The sequence below is a fragment of the Gemella sp. 27098_8_155 genome, assembly GCF_041433725.1.
GTDB classification, from domain to species: Bacteria; Bacillota; Bacilli; order Staphylococcales; family Gemellaceae; genus Gemella; species Gemella haemolysans_D.
Map to the genome: position 1 here is coordinate 33,547 of NZ_JAPWCA010000009.1, position 24,764 is coordinate 58,310.

At 29.9% G+C, this 24,764-nt stretch carries 24 protein-coding genes and 1 other RNA gene; 22 read left to right on the top strand and 3 right to left on the bottom strand.

Annotated elements, in window-relative coordinates; genetic code table 11:
* Positions 1 to 6 precede the first annotated feature (6 nt).
* Positions 7 to 1,368: an NAD(P)/FAD-dependent oxidoreductase gene (locus O5Y44_RS05270; RefSeq protein WP_271987208.1), complete on the bottom strand. Its 1,362-nt coding sequence runs from the start codon at positions 1,366 to 1,368 to the stop codon at positions 7 to 9.
* 322 nt (positions 1,369 to 1,690) lie between these two features.
* Between O5Y44_RS05270 and O5Y44_RS05275 the strand changes: the two genes are divergently transcribed.
* The 3 genes from O5Y44_RS05275 (at position 1,691) to trxA (ending at position 4,006) form a co-directional block, all read left to right on the top strand.
* The gene (locus O5Y44_RS05275) at positions 1,691 to 1,966 is read left to right on the top strand and encodes a co-chaperone GroES (protein ID WP_271965709.1); all 276 of its coding nucleotides are present in this window, start codon (positions 1,691 to 1,693) and stop codon (positions 1,964 to 1,966) included.
* A gap of 45 nt (positions 1,967 to 2,011) precedes the next feature.
* A complete protein-coding gene (groL, locus tag O5Y44_RS05280; protein WP_271987209.1) occupies positions 2,012 to 3,616 on the top strand; it encodes a chaperonin GroEL in 1,605 nt (534 codons plus the stop codon).
* An 84-nt stretch (positions 3,617 to 3,700) separates the two neighbouring features.
* Positions 3,701 to 4,006 carry a thioredoxin gene (gene trxA, locus O5Y44_RS05285; protein WP_271965711.1) on the top strand — a complete coding sequence of 102 codons (306 nt, stop codon included), beginning with the start codon at positions 3,701 to 3,703 and terminating at the stop codon, positions 4,004 to 4,006.
* Positions 4,007 to 4,251: 245 nt separating this feature from the next.
* Here trxA and glnA read toward each other — a convergent pair whose 3' ends face one another.
* Together glnA and O5Y44_RS05295 are read right to left on the bottom strand one after the other, a co-directional pair.
* A complete protein-coding gene (gene glnA / locus O5Y44_RS05290; protein WP_271987461.1) occupies positions 4,252 to 5,589 on the bottom strand; it encodes a type I glutamate--ammonia ligase in 1,338 nt (445 codons plus the stop codon).
* 46 nt (positions 5,590 to 5,635) lie between these two features.
* Positions 5,636 to 6,019 carry a MerR family transcriptional regulator gene (locus tag O5Y44_RS05295; RefSeq protein WP_271965182.1) on the bottom strand — a complete coding sequence of 128 codons (384 nt, stop codon included), beginning with the start codon at positions 6,017 to 6,019 and terminating at the stop codon, positions 5,636 to 5,638.
* Between the two features lie 231 nt (positions 6,020 to 6,250).
* Between O5Y44_RS05295 and O5Y44_RS05300 the strand changes: the two genes are divergently transcribed.
* From O5Y44_RS05300 to O5Y44_RS05390, 19 genes are all read left to right on the top strand, one after another.
* A complete protein-coding gene (locus O5Y44_RS05300; RefSeq protein ID WP_271965180.1) occupies positions 6,251 to 6,433 on the top strand; it encodes a hypothetical protein in 183 nt (60 codons plus the stop codon).
* Between the two features lie 34 nt (positions 6,434 to 6,467).
* Positions 6,468 to 8,099 carry a putative polysaccharide biosynthesis protein gene (locus O5Y44_RS05305; RefSeq protein ID WP_271965178.1) on the top strand — a complete coding sequence of 544 codons (1,632 nt, stop codon included), beginning with the start codon at positions 6,468 to 6,470 and terminating at the stop codon, positions 8,097 to 8,099.
* Positions 8,099 to 8,806, top strand: coding sequence for a pseudouridine synthase (locus O5Y44_RS05310; RefSeq protein WP_271965176.1), 708 nt, complete (start codon positions 8,099 to 8,101; stop codon positions 8,804 to 8,806). The genes O5Y44_RS05305 and O5Y44_RS05310 overlap by 1 nt, the downstream gene beginning before the upstream one ends.
* Before the next feature lie 14 nt (positions 8,807 to 8,820).
* Positions 8,821 to 10,218 carry a dipeptidase PepV gene (pepV, locus tag O5Y44_RS05315; protein ID WP_271987462.1) on the top strand — a complete coding sequence of 466 codons (1,398 nt, stop codon included), beginning with the start codon at positions 8,821 to 8,823 and terminating at the stop codon, positions 10,216 to 10,218.
* A 235-nt stretch (positions 10,219 to 10,453) separates the two neighbouring features.
* On the top strand, positions 10,454 to 11,230 hold the full coding sequence (locus O5Y44_RS05320) for a phosphotransferase family protein (RefSeq protein ID WP_271965172.1): 777 nt from the start codon (positions 10,454 to 10,456) through the stop codon (positions 11,228 to 11,230).
* Positions 11,231 to 11,443: 213 nt separating this feature from the next.
* Positions 11,444 to 12,211, top strand: a complete 768-nt coding sequence (locus O5Y44_RS05325) for a TIGR01457 family HAD-type hydrolase (protein WP_271965169.1) — start codon at positions 11,444 to 11,446, stop codon at positions 12,209 to 12,211.
* A gap of 14 nt (positions 12,212 to 12,225) precedes the next feature.
* Complete coding sequence (gene map, locus O5Y44_RS05330) at positions 12,226 to 12,987, top strand: type I methionyl aminopeptidase (RefSeq protein ID WP_271965167.1); 762 nt, start codon at positions 12,226 to 12,228, stop codon at positions 12,985 to 12,987.
* A 77-nt stretch (positions 12,988 to 13,064) separates the two neighbouring features.
* On the top strand, positions 13,065 to 15,116 hold the full coding sequence (gene topA / locus O5Y44_RS05335) for a type I DNA topoisomerase (protein ID WP_271987465.1): 2,052 nt from the start codon (positions 13,065 to 13,067) through the stop codon (positions 15,114 to 15,116).
* A gap of 283 nt (positions 15,117 to 15,399) precedes the next feature.
* Positions 15,400 to 16,734 (top strand): branched-chain amino acid transport system II carrier protein, encoded by a 1,335-nt coding sequence (gene brnQ / locus O5Y44_RS05340; RefSeq protein WP_371465663.1) that lies wholly within the window; start codon positions 15,400 to 15,402, stop codon positions 16,732 to 16,734.
* Positions 16,735 to 16,911: 177 nt separating this feature from the next.
* Positions 16,912 to 17,754: an ABC transporter ATP-binding protein gene (locus O5Y44_RS05345; protein ID WP_271987467.1), complete on the top strand. Its 843-nt coding sequence runs from the start codon at positions 16,912 to 16,914 to the stop codon at positions 17,752 to 17,754.
* Complete coding sequence (locus tag O5Y44_RS05350) at positions 17,754 to 18,515, top strand: iron ABC transporter permease (RefSeq protein ID WP_271965159.1); 762 nt, start codon at positions 17,754 to 17,756, stop codon at positions 18,513 to 18,515. The genes O5Y44_RS05345 and O5Y44_RS05350 overlap by 1 nt, the downstream gene beginning before the upstream one ends.
* Before the next feature lie 12 nt (positions 18,516 to 18,527).
* Complete coding sequence (locus O5Y44_RS05355) at positions 18,528 to 19,292, top strand: TerC family protein (protein ID WP_271965158.1); 765 nt, start codon at positions 18,528 to 18,530, stop codon at positions 19,290 to 19,292.
* Between the two features lie 136 nt (positions 19,293 to 19,428).
* Positions 19,429 to 21,096, top strand: coding sequence for an Rqc2 family fibronectin-binding protein (locus O5Y44_RS05360; RefSeq protein WP_271987469.1), 1,668 nt, complete (start codon positions 19,429 to 19,431; stop codon positions 21,094 to 21,096).
* Positions 21,097 to 21,124: 28 nt separating this feature from the next.
* A complete protein-coding gene (locus O5Y44_RS05365) occupies positions 21,125 to 21,832 on the top strand; it encodes an AzlC family ABC transporter permease (RefSeq protein ID WP_371465664.1) in 708 nt (235 codons plus the stop codon).
* Complete coding sequence (locus tag O5Y44_RS05370; RefSeq protein WP_271965545.1) at positions 21,819 to 22,145, top strand: AzlD domain-containing protein; 327 nt, start codon at positions 21,819 to 21,821, stop codon at positions 22,143 to 22,145. Before O5Y44_RS05365 ends, O5Y44_RS05370 begins: the two co-directional genes overlap by 14 nt.
* A gap of 166 nt (positions 22,146 to 22,311) precedes the next feature.
* On the top strand, positions 22,312 to 22,932 hold the full coding sequence (gene gmk, locus O5Y44_RS05375) for a guanylate kinase (RefSeq protein ID WP_314989800.1): 621 nt from the start codon (positions 22,312 to 22,314) through the stop codon (positions 22,930 to 22,932).
* 9 nt (positions 22,933 to 22,941) lie between these two features.
* Positions 22,942 to 23,139 carry a DNA-directed RNA polymerase subunit omega gene (gene rpoZ, locus O5Y44_RS05380; protein ID WP_003146858.1) on the top strand — a complete coding sequence of 66 codons (198 nt, stop codon included), beginning with the start codon at positions 22,942 to 22,944 and terminating at the stop codon, positions 23,137 to 23,139.
* Positions 23,140 to 23,193: 54 nt separating this feature from the next.
* An RNA gene (gene rnpB / locus O5Y44_RS05385) (RNase P RNA component class B) lies at positions 23,194 to 23,571 on the top strand.
* A 56-nt stretch (positions 23,572 to 23,627) separates the two neighbouring features.
* Complete coding sequence (locus tag O5Y44_RS05390; RefSeq protein ID WP_271965547.1) at positions 23,628 to 24,755, top strand: THUMP domain-containing class I SAM-dependent RNA methyltransferase; 1,128 nt, start codon at positions 23,628 to 23,630, stop codon at positions 24,753 to 24,755.
* Positions 24,756 to 24,764: the final 9 nt, after the last annotated feature.

The window sequence follows — 24,764 nt, forward strand, 5'->3', positions numbered from 1 at the left end:
ATTATACTAGAATAGTAATTTATCTGCTCCACCTAGTTTGTAGTCTAGAGCTGCCATAGCAAGTACGTTAATGAAGTGCCATGGACGGTCAAATTCTGGTTGGAAGAATATATCAGCAAGTGCTAATTGTTCTAATGTCCAGTCTGATGCGATAGCTATTGATAAAGCTGCGATAGCACTAGAAACGTCGTGTTTAGACATAAATTGAGCTCCTAGAACTCTGTGAGTATCTTCATCATAGTAAACTTTCATGTGAACTAGATTGTTTTCTTTTCTCATGAAGTCAGGGTAGATTCTTTCTTCTACATATTTAGAAGCTACTTTACCGTCGTATAGACCTACACCGTTTTGAGATAATCCAGTACTTACAAATTTGTAATCAAAGAATGATAATGCAGAAGTACCGTTTACTGCAGGCATTTTAGTTTTTGTACCCATAGCATTTAATGCAGCCACTACACCTTGACGGCGAGCTAGAGTAGCAAGAGCTATTGGTAATTCTCCACGTGTTGGAGCGTATGGAAGAAGAGTAGAGTCTCCTCCAGCATATACATCTTCAGCAGAAGTTTCTAAATATTCGTTAGTAACAACAAAACCACGTTCTGTCATTTCTAATTCTCCATTTAACCAAGATGCATCTGGACGAACACCAACAGATACGATAACTGTATCTGCTTCGTATTCACCTTGATCAGTTACTACAGAAGTAACTTTTCCGTTTTCACCTTTGAATGAAAGAACTTTTTCTCCACCACGAACTTTAAGGTTGTGCTTAGCACCTTCTTCAGTAAGGATGTCTGTTAATTCTTGGTCTAAGTATGTATTTAAGATTCTTGGTGCGAAGTCAACGATTGTCACATCGATACCGTGTTTTGCATAAGATTCTGCAACTTCAAGACCGATGTATCCACCACCAACTACAACAGCTTTTTTACTGTTTTGCATACAATCATATACAGCTTGAGTGTCTTCTGGTCCACGGAAAGTATGGATGTTTTCTAATTCAATTCCTTCGAATGGAGGTTTAATTGCAGCTCCACCAGGACTTAATAATAATTTATCGTAACTTTGTTTTTCTTCACCAGCTGGTGTTTTAACAACAACATATTTTTCTTTTGAGTTTAATCCTACAACATCACTGTTACAGTGGATGTTAATACCTTGAGAACGGTAAGATTCCTCTGTTGCAAAGTGTAGTTCAGATAACGCTTTAGATGTCCCATCTAAATAAGATTGGCTACCTCAACCCATAAATGAAGCCCCAGCTCCTCTTTCGTATAAGTGAATTTCAGCATTAGGCTCGTTTTTTAAGATAGTTTGAACAGCTTCGTAACCGAAGTGAGATGTTCCAACAACTACATATTTCATATATTTTCCTCCTAAATTAATATTAAAATTTTCCCGTATAATTTCTATTGTATTATTATACAAATAGTATTATAACATATAACACCAAAATATAAAAATAATATGCTTCAATAAAATGATTAGAATGGCTTTGTTATCGTTTTATCTTTAAGGAAAATATGTTTTTAATTATAAACATTTTTGTTAAATATTTATTTTAAAATTAAATTGAATATTATTATATATCACCTATTGAATTTTATGATTTGACTTTTTTTGACTTTTGTTTTATTATATATTTCAGAAGATATATAGAAAAAAATTATTTAAAGAGGTTATTAATATGATTAAACCATTATTTGATAATGTATTATTAAAAAAAGTAGAAGAAGAAAAAGCAACGACTAGTGGAATAGTATTGGCTTCTAAAGAAGAAACTTCTAATATTGCTGTAGTAGTTGCTTTAGGGGAAAGTTGTTTATTATCAAAGGATAATGAGGGGGAATTAACTGCTGGAAGCAAAGTTGTATTTTCGGATAATTATAAAAAAGTTAACTTCAAAAATGAAGAATATATTTTAGTAAATGAAGAAGAAGTTTTAGCTGTTATTGAAGATTAAGTTCGTATCTAAATAAAGAGATGTTTTAGTATTATAGGAGGAATCATGGTAAAGGAATTAAAATTTTCAGAAGATGCACGTCAATCGATGAAAGTTGGTGTGGATAAATTAGCGAATGCTGTAAAAATAACATTAGGACCAAAAGGGAGAAATGTTGTATTAGATAGAAAATTTGGTTCGCCATTAATAACTAATGATGGTGTATCAATTGCTAAAGAAATTGAACTGGAAGACCCATATGAGAATATGGGAGCAAAGTTAGTAGCTGAAGTTGCTAATAAAACAAATGAAATTGCAGGAGATGGTACAACTACAGCGACAATACTTGCTCAAGCAATGATAACTGAAGGTCTAAAAAATGTTACAAGCGGAGCTAATCCAATTGGAATTAGAAAAGGTATGGAAAGAGCTGTAAAAGTCGCTGTGGATCGACTTCGTGAGATTAGTGTTACAGTTGATTCTAAGGATAAAATTGCTCAAGTAGGTGCAATCTCTGCTGCTGACGAAGAAATAGGAAAATTCATCTCAGAAGCTATGGATAAAGTGGGTAATGACGGAGTTATTACTATTGAAGAATCTCAAGGACTTGAAACTACGTTAGAAGTAGTAGAGGGGATGCAATTTGACAGAGGATATTTATCTCCTTATATGGTTAGTGATACTGAGAAAATGATTGCTGACTTAGATAATCCTTATGTCCTTGTAACGGATAAGAAAATTAGTGCGGTTCAAGAAATTTTACCAGTACTTGAAGAAGTAGTTGCTGCTGCTAAACCACTATTAATTATTGCAGATGATATAGAGCAAGAAGCTGTTGCTACACTTGTTGTAAACAAACTTCGTGGTACGTTTAATGTTGTAGCTGTAAAAGCTCCAGGATTTGGTGAAAGAAGAAAAGCAATTTTAGAAGATATTGCTATTTTAACAGGTGGAACATTAATTACTGATGATTTAGGTCTTGAGCTAAAAGATGCTAATATTACAATGCTAGGTAAAGCGGCTAAGGTTAATGTTACTAAAGACAATACAGTTATTGTTGGTGGTAAAGGTGATAAAGAAAAAATTGAAAGTAGAACTCAACAAATAAAAGCATTATATGCAGAATCAAGTTCTGAATTTGATCGTGAGAAACTACAAGAAAGACTTGCGAAACTTTCGGGTGGGGTTGCAGTTATTAAAGTTGGTGCTGCCACTGAAACTGAATTAAAAGAAAGAAAACTTCGAATTGAAGATGCGTTAAATTCAACACGTGCAGCGGTAGAAGAAGGTATAGTTCCAGGTGGTGGAACTGCACTTGTTCAAGTTATTTCTGAAGTTGAAAAACTAGAAGCAACTGGTGATGAACAAACAGGTATTAACATAATTAAAAAAGCTCTTGAAGCTCCAGTTCGTCAAATTGCAGAAAATGCTGGATTAGAGAGTAGCGTTATCGTGGCTAAACTGAAAGAAGTTGAAGTAGGATATGGATTTAATGCTGCTACTGAAGAATGGGTTGATATGATTAAAGCTGGTATTGTAGATCCGACTAAAGTAACTCGTTCTGCCTTGCAAAATGCGGCAAGTGTATCAAGTTTATTCTTATCAACAGAAGCAGTAGTAGCAGATGTTTCAAAGGATGAGCCAATACAACCTCAGATGCCAATGATGTAATAAATTATTAGTAAGACAAATAATTTGAATATTTTTCTATGATATTATAAAATAAAAACATAAGTAATAAAGGAGACAGAAACAATGAGAGAAATTACAGATAAAGAATTTTTTGAACTATCAAAAACTGATAGTGTAAAAGTATTTGACTTTTGGGCACCATGGTGTGGTCCTTGTAAAATGTTAGCACCAGTATTAGAAGAGGTTTCTAATGAATTAACTAACATTGAATTCTACAAAATTAATGTTGATGAAAATCAAGAAGCAGCTGGTGAATATGGAATTATGTCAATTCCTACACTATTAATTATGAAAAATGGTGAAGTATTAGAAGAAAAAACTGGATACCAACCAAAAGAAGCGTTAGTAGAATTACTATCTAAATACTAATAAAAAAAAGGGGCTGAACTAAAAGTCCTAAATTTTAACAAAGTTTCTATGAGAACTCATAGACGCAGTGGTTTATTGATATCTAAATTCGCTTTATAAAAGCTTTTTAGATATCTAATAAACTGTGCGGGGGTGACTCGACAAAATCGATTTCTCCGAAATCACGATTTTTGAGTCACTCCCTTTTTTATTAAAGACAAAACAAGGAATGGCATGTAATTAAGCGATTCCTTGTTTCTTTTAAATTAATAATTTTTTAAATATTGATCAATTTCCCAATCGGTAACTTGAGTTCTAAATGAATCCCATTCGATTGATTTTGCTTCTATAAAGTTATAGAAAATGTGATCACCAAGAGCTTCTTTCATAATAGAAGATGAAGATAATTCTTTTAGGGCTGTGTATAATGTTGATGGCAATTCATCGATCCCATTAGCAATTCTTTCTTCAGGAGTCATAACATAAATATTACTTCTAACTTCTTCTGACGGAATAAGTTTATTTTCAATTCCATCTAAGCCAGCCGCTAAAATAGTAGACATAGCTAAGTATGGATTTGCTGCTGGATCTACTGATCTAACTTCAACACGTGTAGATTTACCACGGGCTGCTGGAATACGTACTAGAGGAGAACGGTTAGATGTTGACCATGCAACATAACAAGGTGCTTCGTATCCTGGTACTAGACGTTTGTATGAATTTACAGTAGGGTTACAAACAGCTGTGAAACTACGAGCATGTTTAAGAATCCCTGCAATAAAGTGCGAAGCAACTTCACTTAAACCATTTTCGCTAGTTTCATCGTAAAAACTATTTTCCCCTTTACTAAATAATGAAACATTACAGTGCATACCAGACCCATTAATACCAAAGATAGGTTTTGGCATGAATGTAGCATGTAGTCCATGTTTACGAGCGATAGTTTTAACGATTAATTTGAAAGTTTGAATATTATCACAAGCTGAAATTACATCGTCATACTTGAAGTCAATTTCATGTTGACCAGGTGCAACTTCGTGGTGACTTGCTTCAATGTCAAATCCAAGGCGTTCTAATTCAAGTACGATGTCACGACGAACATTTTCTCCTAAATCAACTGGAGCAAGGTCGAAATATCCACCATTATCATTTAATTCTAAACTAGGTTCCCCATTCTCTTTTAGTCTGAATAAGAAGAATTCTGGTTCTGGCCCAAGATTTAAAGTGTCAAAACCAAGTTTTTTCATTCTTTCAAGAGTTCGTTTTAAATTACCACGTGGGTCTCCGGCAAATGGTTTACCATTAACTGTGTATACATCACAGATAAAACGAGCAACTTTTCCATATTCACTATCCCATGAAAATACTAAGAATGTATTTAAGTCAGGATATAAGTACATATCACTTTCTTCGATACGAACGAAACCTTCAATTGATGAACCGTCAAACATCATTTTATTATCTAATACTTTTTCAATTTGACTAACTGGTACTTCTACGTTTTTTATAGTTCCAGTAATATCAGTAAATTGTAATCGAATGTATTTAACATTTTCTTCTTCAATTCTTTTAATAATTTCTTCTCTAGTAATAGTTTTAGCCATGTCTTCTCCTTAAAACTCTGTAAAAAATTTGTTAAAAAATCTAACATTAAAATTTATTTTTTTTATTGTTATAAAATCTTGATAAGTCACCTCGTCCAATTGAGCGTTCCCTAGGTAATCCGTTAGGACCAGCAAATATGTCGTTATGGATAATTTGTCTGATTTGTGTAGTTTTAGCAGATACATCTTTCTCATTTATAATTTCATCTATTGCCTTTAAACTAAACCCCTTTGTAAGTAGATCTTTTATAGTTAATAGTTTATCAATATCATTAAATGAAAAAAGCCTAGTGTTTCCCTCGGTACGTTTAGGAGTGAATAGTTTTTTTTCTTCATAATATCTTATCTGTCTAGCAGTAAGTTGCGTAATCTTAGTTACTACACTTATAGAAAAAACAGGAAGATTTTTTTGTAATTCTTTAAACCCCATAAAAGCACCTCTCAAATTAGATTTTGTGAAATAAATATTTTATATCTATATAGTATAATAACAAAATAAAATTTAAAAATAAAGTATATGTTAAATAATCTTACATTAAAAGTTTATGTTAACATTGAGAAGTATTATTGTGGAGTTTTTTTAAATATATATATAAAGTGTGTTTAAAATTTTTAGAAATCGTGATAAAATAAAGCTATATAAAAAAGAAAGGATGATAGTATGGCGATATTTTTATCTGTTATAGTTTTTATTATCTCGTTTGTTCTACTTTTAGGTTCGTACATAATGTTAGTAGCAAATAGAAAAATAAAAAAAAGACGTATGGATAAGGTATTGAAGTTGGTAGCAGCATATAGTTTAGTTAGTGCTTTAGTATTTTGCTATCAATATTTATACTTATAATAATTTTAATTACAATTAAATATTAAGTTTGGATGTGAAAATTTTGAAAAAAGATTCCTTGTTTAAAGGGACTGCTATACTTAGCATAAGTTTAATCTTGACGAAAGTTTTGGGAGCTGTATATCTAATTCCGTTCTATCAAATTATTGGTGGAGAAGAACAGATGGCTTTGTTCAATTATGGATATAGTTATTATGCTACTATATTGGAGATTTCTGCAGCGGGGGTTCCCTTAGCAATAGCAAAGTTAGTTGCAAAGTATAATGCTTTAGGTGCTTATAGTATAAGTAGAAAAATCTATAGGTTAGGTTCTTGGATTCTTGTAGTAATGGGAATAATTGGTTTTTGTATTTTATTTTTTGGTTCTGGATTTATTTCGGAACAGATATTAATTAGTAATCAACAAAAATTCACACCACAAGAAGGAGCTTTGGTACTAAAAAGTTTGAGTTTTGGAATACCACTTGTATTAATTTCAGCAGGTATTCGAGGACTTTTCCAAGGCCATGAGATTATGTTACCATCAGCATTAAGTCAATTCGTGGAACAAGTAGCTCGTATTGCTTTTATGTTAGGTGCAACATATTTTATTATGAGAGTTTTAGGTTATGGAGTCGTTGAAGGGAATGTTAGTGCAACTTTTGCTGCAGCAGTAGGAGCTGTGTTTTCTTTAATTACGCTATCCTTTTTTTATACTAAATATAGAAGAAGTTTAGATTTTAATTCTCCAGAAGATAGTAATTCTATAGAGGTTACTACTGGAGAATTAGTAAAAGAATTTCTATCAGTTTCAATTCCGTTTATATTTATTGTTGGATTATTCCCGATTTTAAATATAATAGATCAACATAATTTTATTCATGGTATGACAAAAATAGGAAAAGCTGATATTGTTGATGGAAGATTCTCTGCATTGCAACTTGTTAATAAGGTAGTAATGATAGCTGTGGCTATTGCTCCAGCATTTTCAAGTACATTTTTACCTTCTATTACGCGATTATTTGCACAAGGTGATAAAGTGAGTGTGAGTTCTCAGATTAATAAAGTAATATTGGCTCTTATGATGATGGTATTACCAGCATTGGTTGGGATGTATGTTCTTGCCGATCCACTTTATTCTACTTTTTATAGTAGGAGTCTTATAAATGCAGATTTACTTAGATTTTATTTACCACTTGCGATTTTGTATTCTCTTTATAGTTTAACGAGTATCATAATGCAAGCAATAAATAAACAATTGATAAATCTTATAACTATAGTGATTGGGTTGGCGGTCAAATATATGACGATTACTCCATTTGTAGTTAATTATGAGACAAACGGTGTAATTTTATCTTCAATAACAACTTATGTAGTTATGATTATAATTAACTTAGTAATTATAAATAGTATTGTTAAACTTAAAGTTTTAGAATTTTTATCAAAATTAATTATTCTTTTAAGTAGTTGTTTCATTATGTTTATTGCAGTCGCTGCGGTTTATGATTCGATTGTCTCTAATTTTGTTATTGAGTCAAAAATCTCTAGTATGATATTAATTATTATATGTGCTGTTATAGGCGCTGCAGTCTACTTCTTTAGTATTACTAGAATGAAATTTGATAAGTATTTGTTTGGAAGAACAATAACCTTATTATCATTAAGAAATATGAGGAGAAGAGGATAGTGAGACTAGATAAATTTATAAGTACAACGACGACACTAAGTAGAGCAGAAGCAAAAAAAATTATAAAAAATGGAATATTAATTAATAATATTCTAGTAAAATCCCCTGATTATAAGGTTGATGAGATATGTGATCAGGTTATAGTGAATGGAGAACGGTTAGTTTATCAAAAATATATTTATATAATGATGAATAAACCTAAAAATGTTGTATCAGCTACAGAAGATGCGGTTGAAAAAACAGTAGTTGATATTTTAGAAGAAAAAGATCGTATGCATAAAGTTTTTCCTGTTGGTAGACTAGATAAGGATACTGAAGGATTAATGTTACTGACAAATGACGGTGAGCTTGCTCATAAATTAATTTCCCCCAAAAAAGATGTAGAAAAAAAATACTATGTTGAAGTTTCTGGGAAATTAAAAGATGAGTATATCAAAATTGTCGAGAATGGACTTATTATAGACGGAGGATATAAGTGTAAAAGTGCTCGCTTAGAAATACTCGAATCTATTGAGGAAAAAAGTAGAGCAAATATATTTATAACTGAAGGGAAGTTTCATCAAGTAAAAAGAATGATGAAAGCTTTAGGAACTACAGTAACATACTTAAAGAGATTGTCTATAGGATCATTAAAATTAGATGAAAATTTAAAATTAGGTGAATATAGATATTTAACAGAAAAGGAACTAAAAAATTTAAATAAATAATGGAGGGATATATTATGAATATCAATTTTAAACAAGAAGTTCAAAATCATAAGGAGGATCTATTAAAAGATTTATTCGATTTATTAAGTGTTCGTTCAATTTTAGGAACTGATGTAACTGAGGAAACTCCTTTTGGTAGCGGTCCAAGAGAAGCATTAGATTTAATTCTATCATTTGGAGAACGTGATGGTTATAAAACTAAATTAGTAGAAAACAAAGCTGGTCACATTGAAGTTGGTGAAGGTGAAGAGTTATTCGGTATCCTTGGTCACGTTGATGTAGTGCCAGTAGTTGAAGCTGATTGGATTAGTTACCCGTTTAAACCAGAAGTTAGAGATGGAAAAATTTATGCTCGTGGATCTTTAGATGATAAAGGACCTACAATGGCTGCTTACTACGCTGTAAAACTTTTAGATAAACTGGGTGTAAAATGGAATAAACGTGTTCGTTTAATTATCGGTAGTGATGAAGAAACAGGATTTAGATGTGTTGAATCATACTTTAAACATGAAGAACAACCTGCTTTAGGATTTACACCAGATGCTATGTTCCCGTTAGTTTATGCTGAAAAAGCACGTGTTACTTTTGACCATAAATTAATCTTCAAAGATGAAGAAGGAACTTACGATTACAAACTTGTTAAATTTAATGGTGGACAGGTTCTTAATATGGTTATCGCAAGTGCAGAAGCTGAATTAGAAGGTGATGCTGGCGATATTAAAGAAAAATTTGAAAAATTCTTATCTAATGAAAAACTAGAAGGAGAAGTTGAAGTTGGTAATACAATTAAGCTTGCTCTAAAAGGTAAAGCTGCCCACGGATCAACACCACAATTTGGTATTAACGGTGCTACAAAATTAGCAGAATTTTTAAGCACATTAGGATTAGATGTTAATGGTAAAAATTTCGTTAATTATATAGTAGAAAAATTAGCTAATGATCCATTCGGTGAAAAATTAGGGATAAATTATTCTGATGATGAAATGGGTGCATCAACATACAACTATGGTATTTTAAAATATGATTTAGCAGAAAAAGTTGGGATAGTATCAACTGACTGCCGCCATCCTAAGAAATTTAATCTAGTTGAAAAACTGGAAACAATAAAAGTTGATAATGTAAATATTGAAGTAACTAGTACAAAAGAAGCTCACTACGTACCAAAAGATGATGAGTTAGTAACTACTCTAATGGATGTTTATAGAAAATATACAGGAGATACTGAAAATGATGCATTTGTACTTGGTGGTGGAACATATGCTAGATGCCTGAAAAAAGGTGTAGCATTTGGACTTCTTTTCCCAGGTAAACAAGATACAATGCACCAAGCTAATGAATTCTTAGAAATTGAAGATTTATTATTAGCAACTGCGATTTATGCAGAAGGAATTTACAAACTTTGCTGCGAATAAAAATTATATAAAAATATTTATTTGATATAATAATTTTAGAGCACAAGGTAACATAAAAAGTCAATCTCAAAGATATTCTTATATATTTTTAATTTTAAAATTAGAATATCTTTGAGATTTTTAATTTTAATTAAAAATAGCATCTTGAAAAAAATGATTAAAGAATGTAAAATATATAGTGCATTATAGTTTTTAAAATTAGAAAAAGAGATTGAAGAAAGGAGCAGTAAGAAAAATGTCTAAAGAATATTATCAAATGGGCTGGACTTTAGATGATACATATCAAGAAGATTATTTTTGTTCGAGAGATAATCAGAGATATTTTATTAAAAAAAATACTACTCCAATGATTGCAACTCTTTCAGCAGAAGGAATAGTACCTAGATTAAGATGGACTAAGCGTATAAGTAATGGGGATGTATTAATTGCTCAAGATTTTGAAAATGGTAGAACATTAAATACAGAAGACATGACTGATAAACGTATTCCTGAAATTTTAAAAAAAGTTCATGGATCTGAAAAATTAAAGAAAATAATGAAGGCTCAGGGATATACAGAGGAAACAGCTGCGAGTTCCTTATACAATTTGAAATCAATTATTGCCGACGAGCTTCGTAAAAATAGTAATATAGTAAATGCACTTAATTATTTAGAGAATTCTATTCCGGTTGATGAAGTTGAGTATACGCCGTGTCATACAGATTTACATAAAGATAACTGGTTGTTATCTGATCAAGGGAAACTGTTTTTAGTTGATTGGGAACACTCAATATTATGTGATCCGGCAATCGATATTTCATTTGTACTGTATAGATATATTCCTCAAAGCGAGTGGAATGAATGGTTAGCGATATATGGTCAAGAACCTACTTTAAAATATAGAAATAGATTGAAGTGGTATATAACGTTACAATCAGTTATTATGATAGTTTGGTATCATGAGAAAAAACAATTATCTGAAATGAACTCATGGTTAATCTTTTTAGATAGAATATTTAACGATTTTATTTAAAGCATTAAATAGGAAAAACCTAATTAATGCTTTTATTTTTTTTATAAACGGTGTAAAATATAAAGAGTAACATAATATGTGTTAAAATGAATCAAAATTATGATTTATATAGCTTATGCAATATTAATTGATATTAATTAATATTTTTAGATGAAAATTATTTTAATTTGATGATTTTACTGTTATGTTAATAGAAACTTATGGAGTAATAGCATGACTATAAAGGATTATAAATTATACCTGATAGATTTAGATGGTACTATATATAATGGAGAAAAAAAAATCAGGTATGCTAAAGAGTTTGTTGAATATTTAAACGAAAAGAATATAGACTATTTATTTTTAACAAATAATTCGACGAAAGAACCAAAAGATGTCGCTGAGCATCTTAAGAAATTTGATATATACACTTCAGAAGAACATGTTTTTACTTCAAGTGACGCTACTAAAATTTATCTTGAATCTAAAGGATATAAAAACTTATATGTAATAGGAGAAGCTGGGGTAAAGAATACACTAAGTTCATTTTGCCAAAAGGATACTGAAGAAGATGTTGAAGCAGTAGTAGTAGGTCTAGATAGAGAACTTACATATGAAAAATTAGCTATTGCTACTAAAGCTATTTTAAATGGAGCAGAACTTATTGGTACTAATCCAGATACATTATTACCTACTGCACAGGGTTTCGTGCCAAGTAATGGGGGGCAAGTCAAATATTTGGAATATGCAACTTCTACGCAGGCTACAATTATAGGTAAACCTAGTAATATTATTATGGAATCTGCCATTAAATTATTCAATTATAGAAAAGATGAAATAGTAATGGTAGGTGATAATTATGATACAGACATTATGTCAGGTATAAATAGTGGAATAGATACAATTCATGTTCAAACAGGTGTGACAAGCTTCGAAGAATTGAAAGACAAAGAAAAAAAACCAACGTATTCAATAGAAAACTTATATCAATTGATTAAATAGTGAGGAGAATATAAATGATTATAAAAACTGAAGAACAATTACAGAAAATGAAAGAAATAGGTTTCATTTGTGCAACAATCAGAGATGAAATGGTAAAAAAAGCAGTTCCAGGTGTTTCAACAAAAGAACTAGATAATATTGCTAAAGAATTATTTGAAAAATATGGAGCGAAATCAGCTCCAATAACTGAGTATGACTTCCCAGGGTATACATGTATTTCATTAAATTATCAAGCTGCACATGGTATCCCATCTAGTACTAAAATTTTAAAAGATGGAGATCTTCTTAATATTGATGTATCGGGGTGTAAAGATGGTTACTATGCTGATACTGGTATTTCTTTTGTTGTTGGTAAAGTTGATGATCCGATGAAAGAAAAAGTATGTGAAGTTGCTAAAGAAGCATTTTACGAAGGTATCAAACATGCTGTTGCAGGAAGAAAAATTAATCAAATTGGAAAAAATGTTCATAAAAAAATTAAAGAACATAAATTAGAAGTAATTGAAAATTTAACTGGTCATGGAATTGGAACTTCATTGCACCAAGAGCCACAACATGTCTTCAACTATTTTGATCCATGGGATAACATTATCCTAAAAGATGGTATGTGTTTAGCTGTAGAACCATTCGTATCTACAAAAGCAAAAACTGTAGGAAATTCAGAGAGAGACGAATGGGAATTAGTCGCAAATGACGGTTCATATATCGCTCAATATGAACATACAATTGTAGTTCGTGAAAATCAAGAACCGTTAATCTTAACAAAAATAGATTAATTTTCATTGAAAAAAGTTGACAAGTTAATAAAAATGTTTTAAGATACTACTTATTAAAAAAATATGGAGAGAAGAAAATGGCAGAAAATTTAGTAATAGTCGAATCTCCTTCAAAGGCAAAAACTATTGAAAAATATCTAGGGAAAAAATACAGAGTAATATCTTCAAAAGGTCATGTAAGAGACTTACCTAAAAGTAGAATGGGAGTAGAAGTACTAGATAATGGGAGTGTAGATGTTGATTATATTTCTATAAGAGGAAAAGGTGATGTAATCAAGTCTCTAAAAAAAGAGGCTAAAGGAAAAAAAGTTTTCCTAGCATCCGACCCTGATAGAGAAGGAGAGGCAATAGCATGGCATATTGCTCACATATTAGGTTTAGATAATGATTCTGATAATAGAATAGTATTTAATGAAATAACAAAAGATGCGGTAAAAGATGCAATTAAACATCCAAGAAAAATTAATACGGATTTAGTTCAATCACAACAGGCAAGAAGAATTCTTGATCGTCTTGTAGGGTATAATATTTCACCTGTTTTATGGAAAAAAGTTAAACCAAAACTATCGGCTGGTCGAGTGCAAAATGCCGCATTAAAACTAATTGTTGATAGGGAAGAGGAGATACAAAAATTTGTACCTCAAGAATATTGGTCAATGCCTATAGACTTTATAAAAAATAGAAAAGTTTTAACAGCTAATTTCTATTCGTATAAAGGTGAAAAAATTAAACTTGAGAGCAAAAAAGATGTAGACAAAATAAGAAAAGCTATAATAGGTGATACATTCAAAGTAATAGATGTAGCGAAAACTAAGAAAAATAGAAATGCACCAAATGTGTATATTACTTCTACTATGCAACAAGATGCTTCAAGAAAGATTAACTTCAAAACCCGTAAAACAATGAGTGTAGCTCAAGAGCTATACGAAGGAATAAATCTTAAAAAATTAGGTGGTGTTACAGGTTTAATCACGTATATGAGAACAGATTCTACGAGGGTTTCTGATGAAGCGGTAAAAATGGCAAGTGATTTTATATTGAATAATTATGGTAAAGAATATTTAGCCACATCAGTAAAATCAAGAAAAGCTAGTAAGAATGTTCAAGATGCCCATGAGGGTATTAGACCAACGAATGTTAATTTTACACCAGATTCAATTAAGGAATATCTATCAAATGATCAATACAAGTTATATAAATTGATTTGGGAAAGATTCCTTGCGAGTCGCATGAGTGCTGCAGTTTATGAAACTAGTACAACTACTTTTGAAAACAATGAAGTTGTGTATCGTGGTGCACATTCTAATCTATTATTTAATGGATTTTTAGCTGTATTAAAAGAAAAAGAAAAAGTTAAATTAGCACCAGAATTTGAAGTTGGAGAAGATGCTAAGGTTAAAGAAATAAAAGAAGAGCAACACTTCACACAGCCACCAGCAAGATATTCTGAAGCAAAATTAATTGCTGAACTTGAAGAATTAGGTGTAGGTCGTCCATCAACTTATGCAACAATAGTGGATACTCTACAAAAAAGATATTATGCTAAGTTGCAAAATAAGGTGTTTACTCCAACAGAATTAGGAACATTAGTAAGTAAAATTACTGAACAGTATTTCCCTGATATTATTAATACAAAATTCACTGCAAATCTTGAAAGTCAGCTAGATGATATTGCAGAAGGTAAAGTTGGATGGGAAAAAACAATTTATAATTTCTACAGTGGTTTTAGAAAAGATGTAGAAAAAGCAGAATCAGAAATGGAAAAAGTTGAGATTAAACAAGAATTTACTGGAGAATCTTGTCCAGAATGTTCCTCTCCACTAGTATTTAAACTAGGAAAATTTGGTAAATTTATAGCTTGCTCTAATTTTCCTGATTGTAGATATACAAATACAATTCAGAAAAAAGTAGGAGTAAAATGTCCAAAATGTAAGAAACATGATATATTAGAAAAGAAATCTAAAAAAGGTAAACTTTTCTATGGATGTGAAGGATTTCCAACTTGTGATTTTGTATCATGGGATAAGCCGATAAATAGAAATTGTCCTAAGTGTGATAATATTCTATTTGAAGGTAAAAAAGGTGTTCATTGTGATCACTGTGATTATAAAGAAGAAATTAAAAAATAGAAATAATAAAAAAGATTTGATAATTTATTTAATTGTCAAATCTTTTTAATTTTTAATTATTGATAGCTAATAATTTATTAGTATAAAAAAACGTATTTAAATATAGTGAATTAACTGAGAAAACGATTCACTTAAATTATTTGAAAGTTTAATTATCAGAAAATTTAAAACATTTATCCAACAAAAAAAGAAATATTTTTTAAAAATCTATTGACAAATGTTAATAAATATATTATTGTATATAACATACTTTAAAAAACAAAAATTATTTGGAGGAGATGACATGTTGAAATTTTTAAAGAAAAATCCATATGTATCAATCGGACTTATGTTATTTGCACTGTTCTTTGGTGCTGGTAATTTAATTTTCCCAGCATTCCTAGGACAAAACGCTGGAACTAATTTATCTACAGCGATGATAGGATTTATTATTATGGGAGTGGGATTACCACTTTTAGGAGTTATAGTAATGGGGTACTCAGGAGCTGAGGACTTATTAGATTTATCTAGTAGAGCAGGTAAAGGATTCGGTATTGCTTTTACGACTTTATTATATTTAACAATCGGACCTTTCTTTGCAATTCCTAGAACAGGAACTACAACTTATGAATTAGGATTATCAAGCTTTGTAGCACCTGAAAATACTACAATTGCTCAGGCTATTTTCTTAGCTTTATTCATGGGATTAACATTATGGTTAGCTATTAGCCCAAACAAACTAGTAGATAGAATTGGAACAGTAATTACTCCGGTTTTACTACTTTCAATGGTTGTGTTAATTATTGCATCATTAGTTAAACCTATGGGTGTAGCTCAAGAACCTACAAAAACATATGCTACTACTTCATTAGCATTTACGAATGGTTTAATGGAAGGATACAATACTATGGATGCATTGGCGTCATTAGTATTTGGTATTATCGTTATTAACTCTGTAAAACTATATGGAGCTAAAACTAAGAAAGAAGTATTTAACAATACAGCTAAATCAGCAATTATTGCAGCGGTATTACTGGCTTTAGTTTATGTATTCATTTCAAATATTGGAGCTACATCTGTTTCAGTATTAGGATTACAAAAAACAGGTGCAGGAGTATTAACTGGGGCAACAACTTTTTACTTCGGTAATGTTGGTAAATTACTATTATTCGTTATTGTATTTTTAGCTTGTTTAACAACAAGTGTAGGATTAGTAACAGCTTGTTCTTCATATTTCGTAAGATTATATGATAAAGTTAGCTATAAAACTTATGCTATTGCACTTACTTTATTTTCATTTGCAGTAGGTAACTATGGATTAGCTGCAATCATTCAAGGTGCAGTACCAGTATTAGTATTATTATACCCATTAACAATGGTATTAATCCTATTAGGATTCTTAAATAATTTCTTTGGTGGAAAGAGAGTTGTTTATGTAACTACAGTGTTATTTACAGGATTATTTAGTTTATATTCAACTGTAATTTCAACATTTAAATTAGCAGTACCAGCTGTTGATAATTTATTAGCAAAAGTTAAATTCTTACCAGTACCTGCAGATTTTGCATGGTTAGACTTTGCTTTAATTGGTTTTGTATTAGGTATCGTTTTAACTTTTTTTGTAAAAGAAAAAAGATAATTTTTTAAAAAGATGATAGGAGTTTAATCTTCTATCATCTTTTTAAATTTTTTGACTATTGTTTTGACAATAAGATAAAGCAATGGTATTATATTAAGATGTAGTCTTATATTTTTAAGAAAAAAAAGATCTAGAAGAAGAGTAATAAAATTTTGTTATTTTTATATAGGAGAAGCAATGGTTTTAGAATTTAGAGAATATAAAAAGAAAATAAAAAAAGATACCATCTTAGAATTAGATTTACAGGTGGATACAGGTGAAATTTTAACTATTATTAATAATAAATCGGAGAATTTAGAACTTCTAAAAGATTCTTTTAGAAAAAGAACGAAGTATAAAGGTGAGATTCTTTTCGATGATGAAGATGTTAGTAAGCAAAAACTTTTATTTACTAAAGATTTCGGATTTTATAACGATTTAACATTATTAAAAAATTTAAAAGTAGCATTAGAATTATTCAATGTGAAATATTCTATTGATGATTTAGCTAATGATTTAGAATTTTTAGGTCTTAAACCAAGTTCTAAGTATAAGGACATATCACCAAATGAAATTAGTAAGTTTCATATATTGTTTTCAATATTAGTAGACCAAAATGTTCTTATTATTGATAATACTGACAAAGATTTAACTCCAGAAGATATGGAAGCTATTAGTGATTTTGTTTTGGATAAATCAAATAATGCCAATGTAATTATTTTAGATACTATGTTAAATAGATATAACAGTATTGCAGATAAGGTTCTAGTTATTACTGATGGGATTAAATCATATTTCGGAAATCTTGAAGATTTATTAATCTTAAAACAACTTACTGCCATTAATATTTCTGACAATGAAAAACTAGATGATATACTATCTGGATATCAGTATACTATATATCATGATAATGAAATAGTAGTAAGAGAAGAGGTTCTTGAAGAAGTAGTTTATAGTTTATTAAAAAATAGTATTGAAGTATATCAAATTCGTAACTTAGGTGAGAAAATTAAATTATATGAGGGCGAGGATGATCTATAATGTTTTTTAAGATTGAATTTGGTAAGTTATTTAGAAGGAAATTTAATTATCTATTCGCATTAATTTTAATTTTATTAAATTTAGGTGTAGTTTTCAAATTAGATTCTTTATCATTATTTTATGATAAGTCTTTAGTGGATATTATTTTTAATATTGTATTAAAAATAGATTTGGTGCTAATATTATTTATTATGGGATTGAATTACATCTTTTCGTACAGAGAAGATTATATTTCAAAGGTAAATGTTTTTTTTGAGATTCATAAAAAGAAAAGTGTCCGAGATTTTTCTTCAATTTTAGCTAATTTAATTTACTTTTTAGTTTATTATGTAATAATAGTATCAAGTTTATTAGCTTTATTATTTGTTCGTAAGAATAGTTTATTTAGTGAAATAAAATCGATTATGATGAATGTAAATACTGCAGGAGCGTTCGCAACAATGTTAATATTATTGTTATTATTTGCAAATATTATATTCTTATTATCGTTAACATTATTCAATAATACTAATTTGGCTATTTCTGTTTCTCTTTTATACTTTTTAGGTGGAGAGGTAATTGCTAAGATGATCAAAACAAGGCTTAACTTTGCAAGTGAAAGAATAGATAATAGTGTGCTTACTATTTTTACTAAATCATTTAATAATTTGAATCAGCATATTACATTTAACCTTACTACTTTTTTACCTGTAGTGTTAAATTTTGTTGGGTTAGTAATAGTTATTTATATAGTAAGATTAATAAAAAAAATATTCGGATAGAAGGAGATTTTAATGGATACACAGATATTAATTCAGTATGTAATAGTGTTGCTTAGTTTGATACTATTAGAAGGATTATTGTCAGCAGATAATGCAATTGTACTAGCTGTTATGGTTAGACATCTTCCTCCGAAGGATCAAAAACATGCTTTAATGTATGGTCTTGCAGGAGCATTAATTTTTAGAATAATTGCAATTTTCCTAATTACAATTTTAGCACAGTATTGGGAAATACAGGTACTAGGTGGACTATATCTTATATATATGGCTGGTACGCATATCAAGGAATTTTTTGATAAACAGAAACAAAAAAATTCTGAAGAGGAAGTAAAAGCGCCGAAAAAACAAAGTGGTTTTTGGGCAACAGTTATAAAAGTAGAACTAACAGATATAGCTTTTGCTATTGATTCAATTTTAGCAGCTGTGGCAATTGCGATTACATTACCGCATATCTCAGAGGCATCAATCGGAGGAATTAACCTTGGACAATTCTCTGTTATGGTAATCGGTGGTTTTGTAGGTGTTGTAATAATGCGTTATGCTGCTAATATCTTTATCAAAGTATTGGAAACTAAGCCTGGTTTAGAAATTGCAGCTTTCTTAATAGTTGGCTGGGTAGGTATTAAACTATTTGTTATAGCAGCAGCTCATGAAAAACTAGGATTAATACCACACGATTTTCCTCATTCAACACTTTGGACTGTGATTTTCTGGGTTGTATTACTTGGATTATTAGTTTGGGGAATTTTAGTATCAAAAAGATTTGAAAATAAATAATATATATAAAGAAGAGATGATATAGTTATTATCTCTTCTTTTTCTGTTAACTTGGACTTCTAGTTTTCATATACACATAGAAAGATATATGATATAATTTTAAAATATATATTATATTAGATTTAGGAGGAGAAAAATGGCATTCGATGGTTTTTTTGTAAGAAAGATGGTAAAAGAGTTAGAAGAAAGTATATTACAAGGACGAATAAATAAAGTAAATAATCTATCAACAGATGAGTTCGTCTTTTCAATAAGAAAAGGGAAAAATTTGAAATTATTTCTATCGGCAAATCCAAGTGCATCTAGAATACAATTAACTAATAATAGTTATGAAAATCCTTCAACACCCTCAAATTTTTGTTCTGTACTTAGAAAATACTTAACAGGTGGGATAATACAAGAAATAAAGCAAGTAAATAATGATCGTATTTTGATTTTTAAAATTAAAAATTTTGATGACCTTGGATATGAGAAATACTATTATTTAATAACAGAACTAATGGGGAAACATTCTAATATTATTTTAACTAATGAAGATAATATTATACTTGAATCATTGAAAAATAGTTATAGTCTTGAATATAAACGATCTACAATTTCAAACATGGCTTATACTTTACCTCCTACTAAAGAGAAATTTGATCCATTCGACTATGACAAATATAAAAATTTAGAATTTGAGAATAAAGATAAGAAGTTTTTAATGAAAAATTTCTATGGTGTTTCTGCTTTATTAAATAATTATTTCGAAAGACATTCTGAGTTGAATTTGAAAAATGCTTTTCTAAACTTCTGTGAGGAATTTGATAACTATAATAAGCCTATTTTGATTGAAGAAAATGGTAAAAAGGATTTTTACTTCTTTGACGTTAAAGAATATAGTAAAGAGTTTGATTCGTTATCACAACTCCTTGATTACTACTATATGGACATAGCCAGAGAATCAATTAATAAGAATACTGACAGAAAACTATTTAATTTTATTAATACAAAAATAAATAGACTAAATAAAAAGGTAAGTATACTAGAAAGCGAGCTTATTCAAGCTGAAAATAGGGATGATTACAAATTAAAAGGTCAGCTATTGATTTCTAATATTTATTTATTTAAAAGAGATATACCAGAAACAGTAACGTTGCAGAATTTTTATAGTGAAGATTTATCTGAAATTGAGATAGAATTAGATCCGAGTTTAACTATTGAAAAAAATTCGGAGAAGTATTTTAATCTTTATAAAAAGAATAAGAGAACTATTGAGAATCTAATTGAACAAATAGAGATAGCTAAAGAAGATTTAGGGTATTTTGAGACGATAAAATTCCAACTTGAAAATGCGGATAAAACAGATATAGCAGAGATTAAAGAAGAATTGATTGCTAATGGGATTTTAAAAGAAAAGATAAAAATTAATAAGAAAAAGAACAAGAGTAATTATTTTATTATTCATCATAATGAGACAGCAATTTATGTTGGAAAGAATAATCTTCAAAATGATACTATTACAAATAAATTAGCAAGACGTGACTATTTATGGTTTCATGCAAAAGATATTCCAGGTAGTCATGTTGTAATTTTTGATAATAATCCAAGTGAAGATACAATAGAAGTTGCATCAATGTTAGCAGCATACTATTCGAAGTTTAAAAACGAAGAATATGTTAATGTAGATAGAACATTAATAAAAAACGTGAAAAAAATATCTGGTGCTAAACCTGGATTAGTGACGTATACAGGACAAAAAACTGTTAAGCAAAAGATAGATAAAGATCTAATTGGACAACTTTTAACAAATGATAAAAATTAAATATTAAACATCAAAGGAAGGTGAACACATGAATGATAAATTGGATGCAAAAACAGCTATAAAAGATACATTACCAACCGTGTTTGGATATATAGGTATAGGGTTGGCATTTGGAATTATAGCTAGTTCAGTGGGGATTAATCCTTTCTTTGTTGGAGCAATGTCATTATTTATTTATGCAGGAGGAGCTCAATTTATTACAGTGAGTATGCTCTCAAGTGGTGCTCCTATACTTTCAATCATACTAGCAACATTTCTAATTAATTCGAGGATGATATTAATGAGTATGGCAATAGCTCCATTTTTTAAACGTTATAGTGTGTTTAAGAATATAGTAATTGGCACTTTTTTAACCGATGAGAGTTTTGCTTTAGGAATGAATAAGCAAAACTATACAGGTGGAAATCTTACTTATGAATGGTTTAATACAGCAAATTTAATATCTTATTTTACATGGTTTACTTCATCAGTAGCAGGGGCATTATTAGGGGAAATAGTTAAGGATCCCAAATCTCTTGGTTTAGATTTTGCTTTAGTAGCAATGTTTATAGGATTGTTGTACCTGCAAGTATTATCAGATTTTACTATTAAGAAAAAGGTTCAGTTTATTGTTATTACCGTTGTGTTATTTTTAGTATATTTTGGAATGATTTTTATTCCTAGTAATGTATTGATAATAGTAGTTACTTTAATAGGGTGTGCGATAGGAGTGATTTTAAAAAATGTTATCGACTAGTTATATTCTCTTAACAATATTGGGATGTACAATTGTAACATGGTTATCTAGAGTACTTCCATTTGTATTATTGAAAAAGTTTGATTTGCCTAAAGCGGTAATAGAGTATCTTAGCTTTGTGCCGATTGTTATAATGTCAGCGTTATGGTTTGATAGTTTATTTATACAAAAAATTGGAGAATTTCCTCAAATCAATTATGAAAATCTACTAGCGTCTCTACCTACAGTAGTTAGTGCTATTATTTCAAAAAGTCTTCTAGTAATTGTTGTAGTTGGAATAGTATCTTTAGCGATAATAAGATATGTTTTTTAGAAAGTATAGATTAAGATTGCGATGTTTATTAGAAATAAAAATTAAGAATTTTTAAAAAATACTAACAAATTAATTTTCAACTTAAATATACATGTTTATAGTTTAAATTTTTTTCGATTTATGGTATTATAAAAAGATAATAAAACATGATAGAAGGATACGAAAAATGGAGAAAGGATTACTAATAGTTCTTTCAGGACCTTCAGGAGTAGGTAAAGGTACTGTAAGAAAGAGAATTTTTGAAAGTAATGATGTTGACTTCGAATATTCAATTTCAATGACTTCAAGAGGCATGAGGCCTGGAGAAGAAGATGGAGTTGATTATTTCTTTAAAACAAAAGAAGAATTTGAAAGTTTAATTCAACAAGGTGAATTATTAGAATATGCTCAGTATGTCGACAATTATTATGGAACTCCCGTTAAGTACGTTAGGGAGACGATGGAAAAAGGAAAAGATATATTTTTAGAAATTGAAGTCCAAGGCGCTGAGAAAGTTAAAAGTAAAATTCCAGATGCCTTGTTTATATTTTTAGCTCCACCAAGTATTGCAGATCTTAAAGATAGATTAAAAGGTCGTGGTACTGAAAGCGATGAAGTAATAGAATCACGTATAGCTAAGGCAAAAAAAGAAATTAATATGATGCATCTATATGATTATGTTGTAGAGAATGATGAAGTAGATAAAGCTGTAGAAAGAATCAAAGCGATTATACTTAGTGAACATTTAAAACGTGAACGTATAGAAATGAAATATAGAAGAGCATTATTAGAATTAGAAGAAATGTAGGAGAAGAAGATGTTATATCCAAAATTAGATGTATTAAAATCAAAAGTAAATTCAAAATATATGTTAGTTTCATTAGCAAGTAAAAGAGCTAGAGAATTATTTGCAAACCCTGAAACAGCAAAATTAGATAAATATACTTCTCATAAAGAAGTAGGTAAAGCATTAGAAGAAATTGCTGAAGGGAAAATTTCAGTTTTAGAAAAATAGTTTAAAATATTGTTTACAAAATAATATTTTTAGTGTAAAGTAGTATAAGTGTTTTTCTTTGAGTGATCGCGGCAGTAATGCTGAGGAAAGTCCATACTCACACAGGCTGAGATGCTTGTAGTGTTCAACGCTAAACGAAAAAATAAGTTTAGGCACCTTATGGTGACGGCAGAAAATATAACCTAAGTAGTTTTCTATATGGTTATATGTCTTGAAAGTGCCACAGTGACGGAGTTCTTGTAGAAATATAAGAAGTGGAACGCGGTAAACCCCTTGAGTGAGCAATTCAAATTTTGGTAGAAGCACTTATTCCGCAGAAATGAATGTAGGAATAGGAAATATGTATATATTTAGACAGATGATCACAGCTATTTTTACGAGAGTAGACTAGACTCGATTGAGTAAGGTAGATACAGAATATGGCTTATGATAAGAAAAACAACTAGTTCTAGGGGCTCTTAGGAGCCTCTTTTTTTAAGGAGGAAGAGATGAAATTTAATTTAGTAGCAACGACCCCTATGGGTATTGAAGCAATAGTGGCTAAAGAAGTTCAAGAATTAGGTTATGAAACAAAAGTAGAAAATGGGAGAGTTTATTACTCAGGAGATAAAAGAGCGATTGTTCGTTCAAATCTATGGTTAAGATGTGCTGATAGGGTGAAAATCGTTGTTGCACAATTTCCAGCTTATACTTTTGAGGAGTTATTTGAAAAAACAAAAGAAATAGAATGGGATAAATATCTTCCAGTAGATGCTAAATTCCCTGTAGATGGACGTAGCCATAAGTCTACATTATTCAGTGTTTCAGACTGTCAATCAATTGTTAAAAAAGCAATAGTAGAAAAAATGAAGAAGAGTTATGGTGTTACTGGATGGCTAACAGAAACTGGTGCCAGATATAGATTAGAGATAATTATGTTGAATGATATTGCAACCATTCTATTGGATACTTCTGGAGATGGTCTTCATAAACGTGGATATCGAGCTAAACAAGGAACAGCACCATTAAAAGAAACACTAGCAGCAGCAATGGTCAAACTAACTAACTGGAAAGGTGAAACACCTTTATATGACTTATTCTGTGGATCTGGAACATTATTGATAGAAGCGGCTATGGCAGCTCAAAATATGGCTCCTGGTATTAATAGAAACTTTGACTTTGAAAAGTGGCCATGGATGCCAAAAAGTCTTGTAGAAGAAGAAAGAAATAAGGCAGAAGATCTTATTGATTATGAAAAAGAACTAGAATTATATGGTTCTGATATTGATCCTAAAATGATAGCGACAGCTGAAAATAATGCTGAGGAAATTGGTCTTGCAGGAGTAATTAAGTTCAAACAAATGTCGGTATTTGACTTTGTAGCAAAAAAAGAAACTGGATGTGTAATTGCAAACCCACCTTATGGTGAACGTCTTGGTGAGAAAAAAGAAGTAGAAGCAATGTATAAGTTTTTAGGAACTGAGCTTAAAAATAAGAAACATTGGTCACTTTATTTATTAACATCTCATAAAATGTTTGAACATTTATATGGAAAAAAAGCAACAAAAAGAAGAAAACTTTTTAATGGTTCCATTGAATGTACCTATTATCAATACTGGGGAGAAAAATTAAGATAACATTTGACA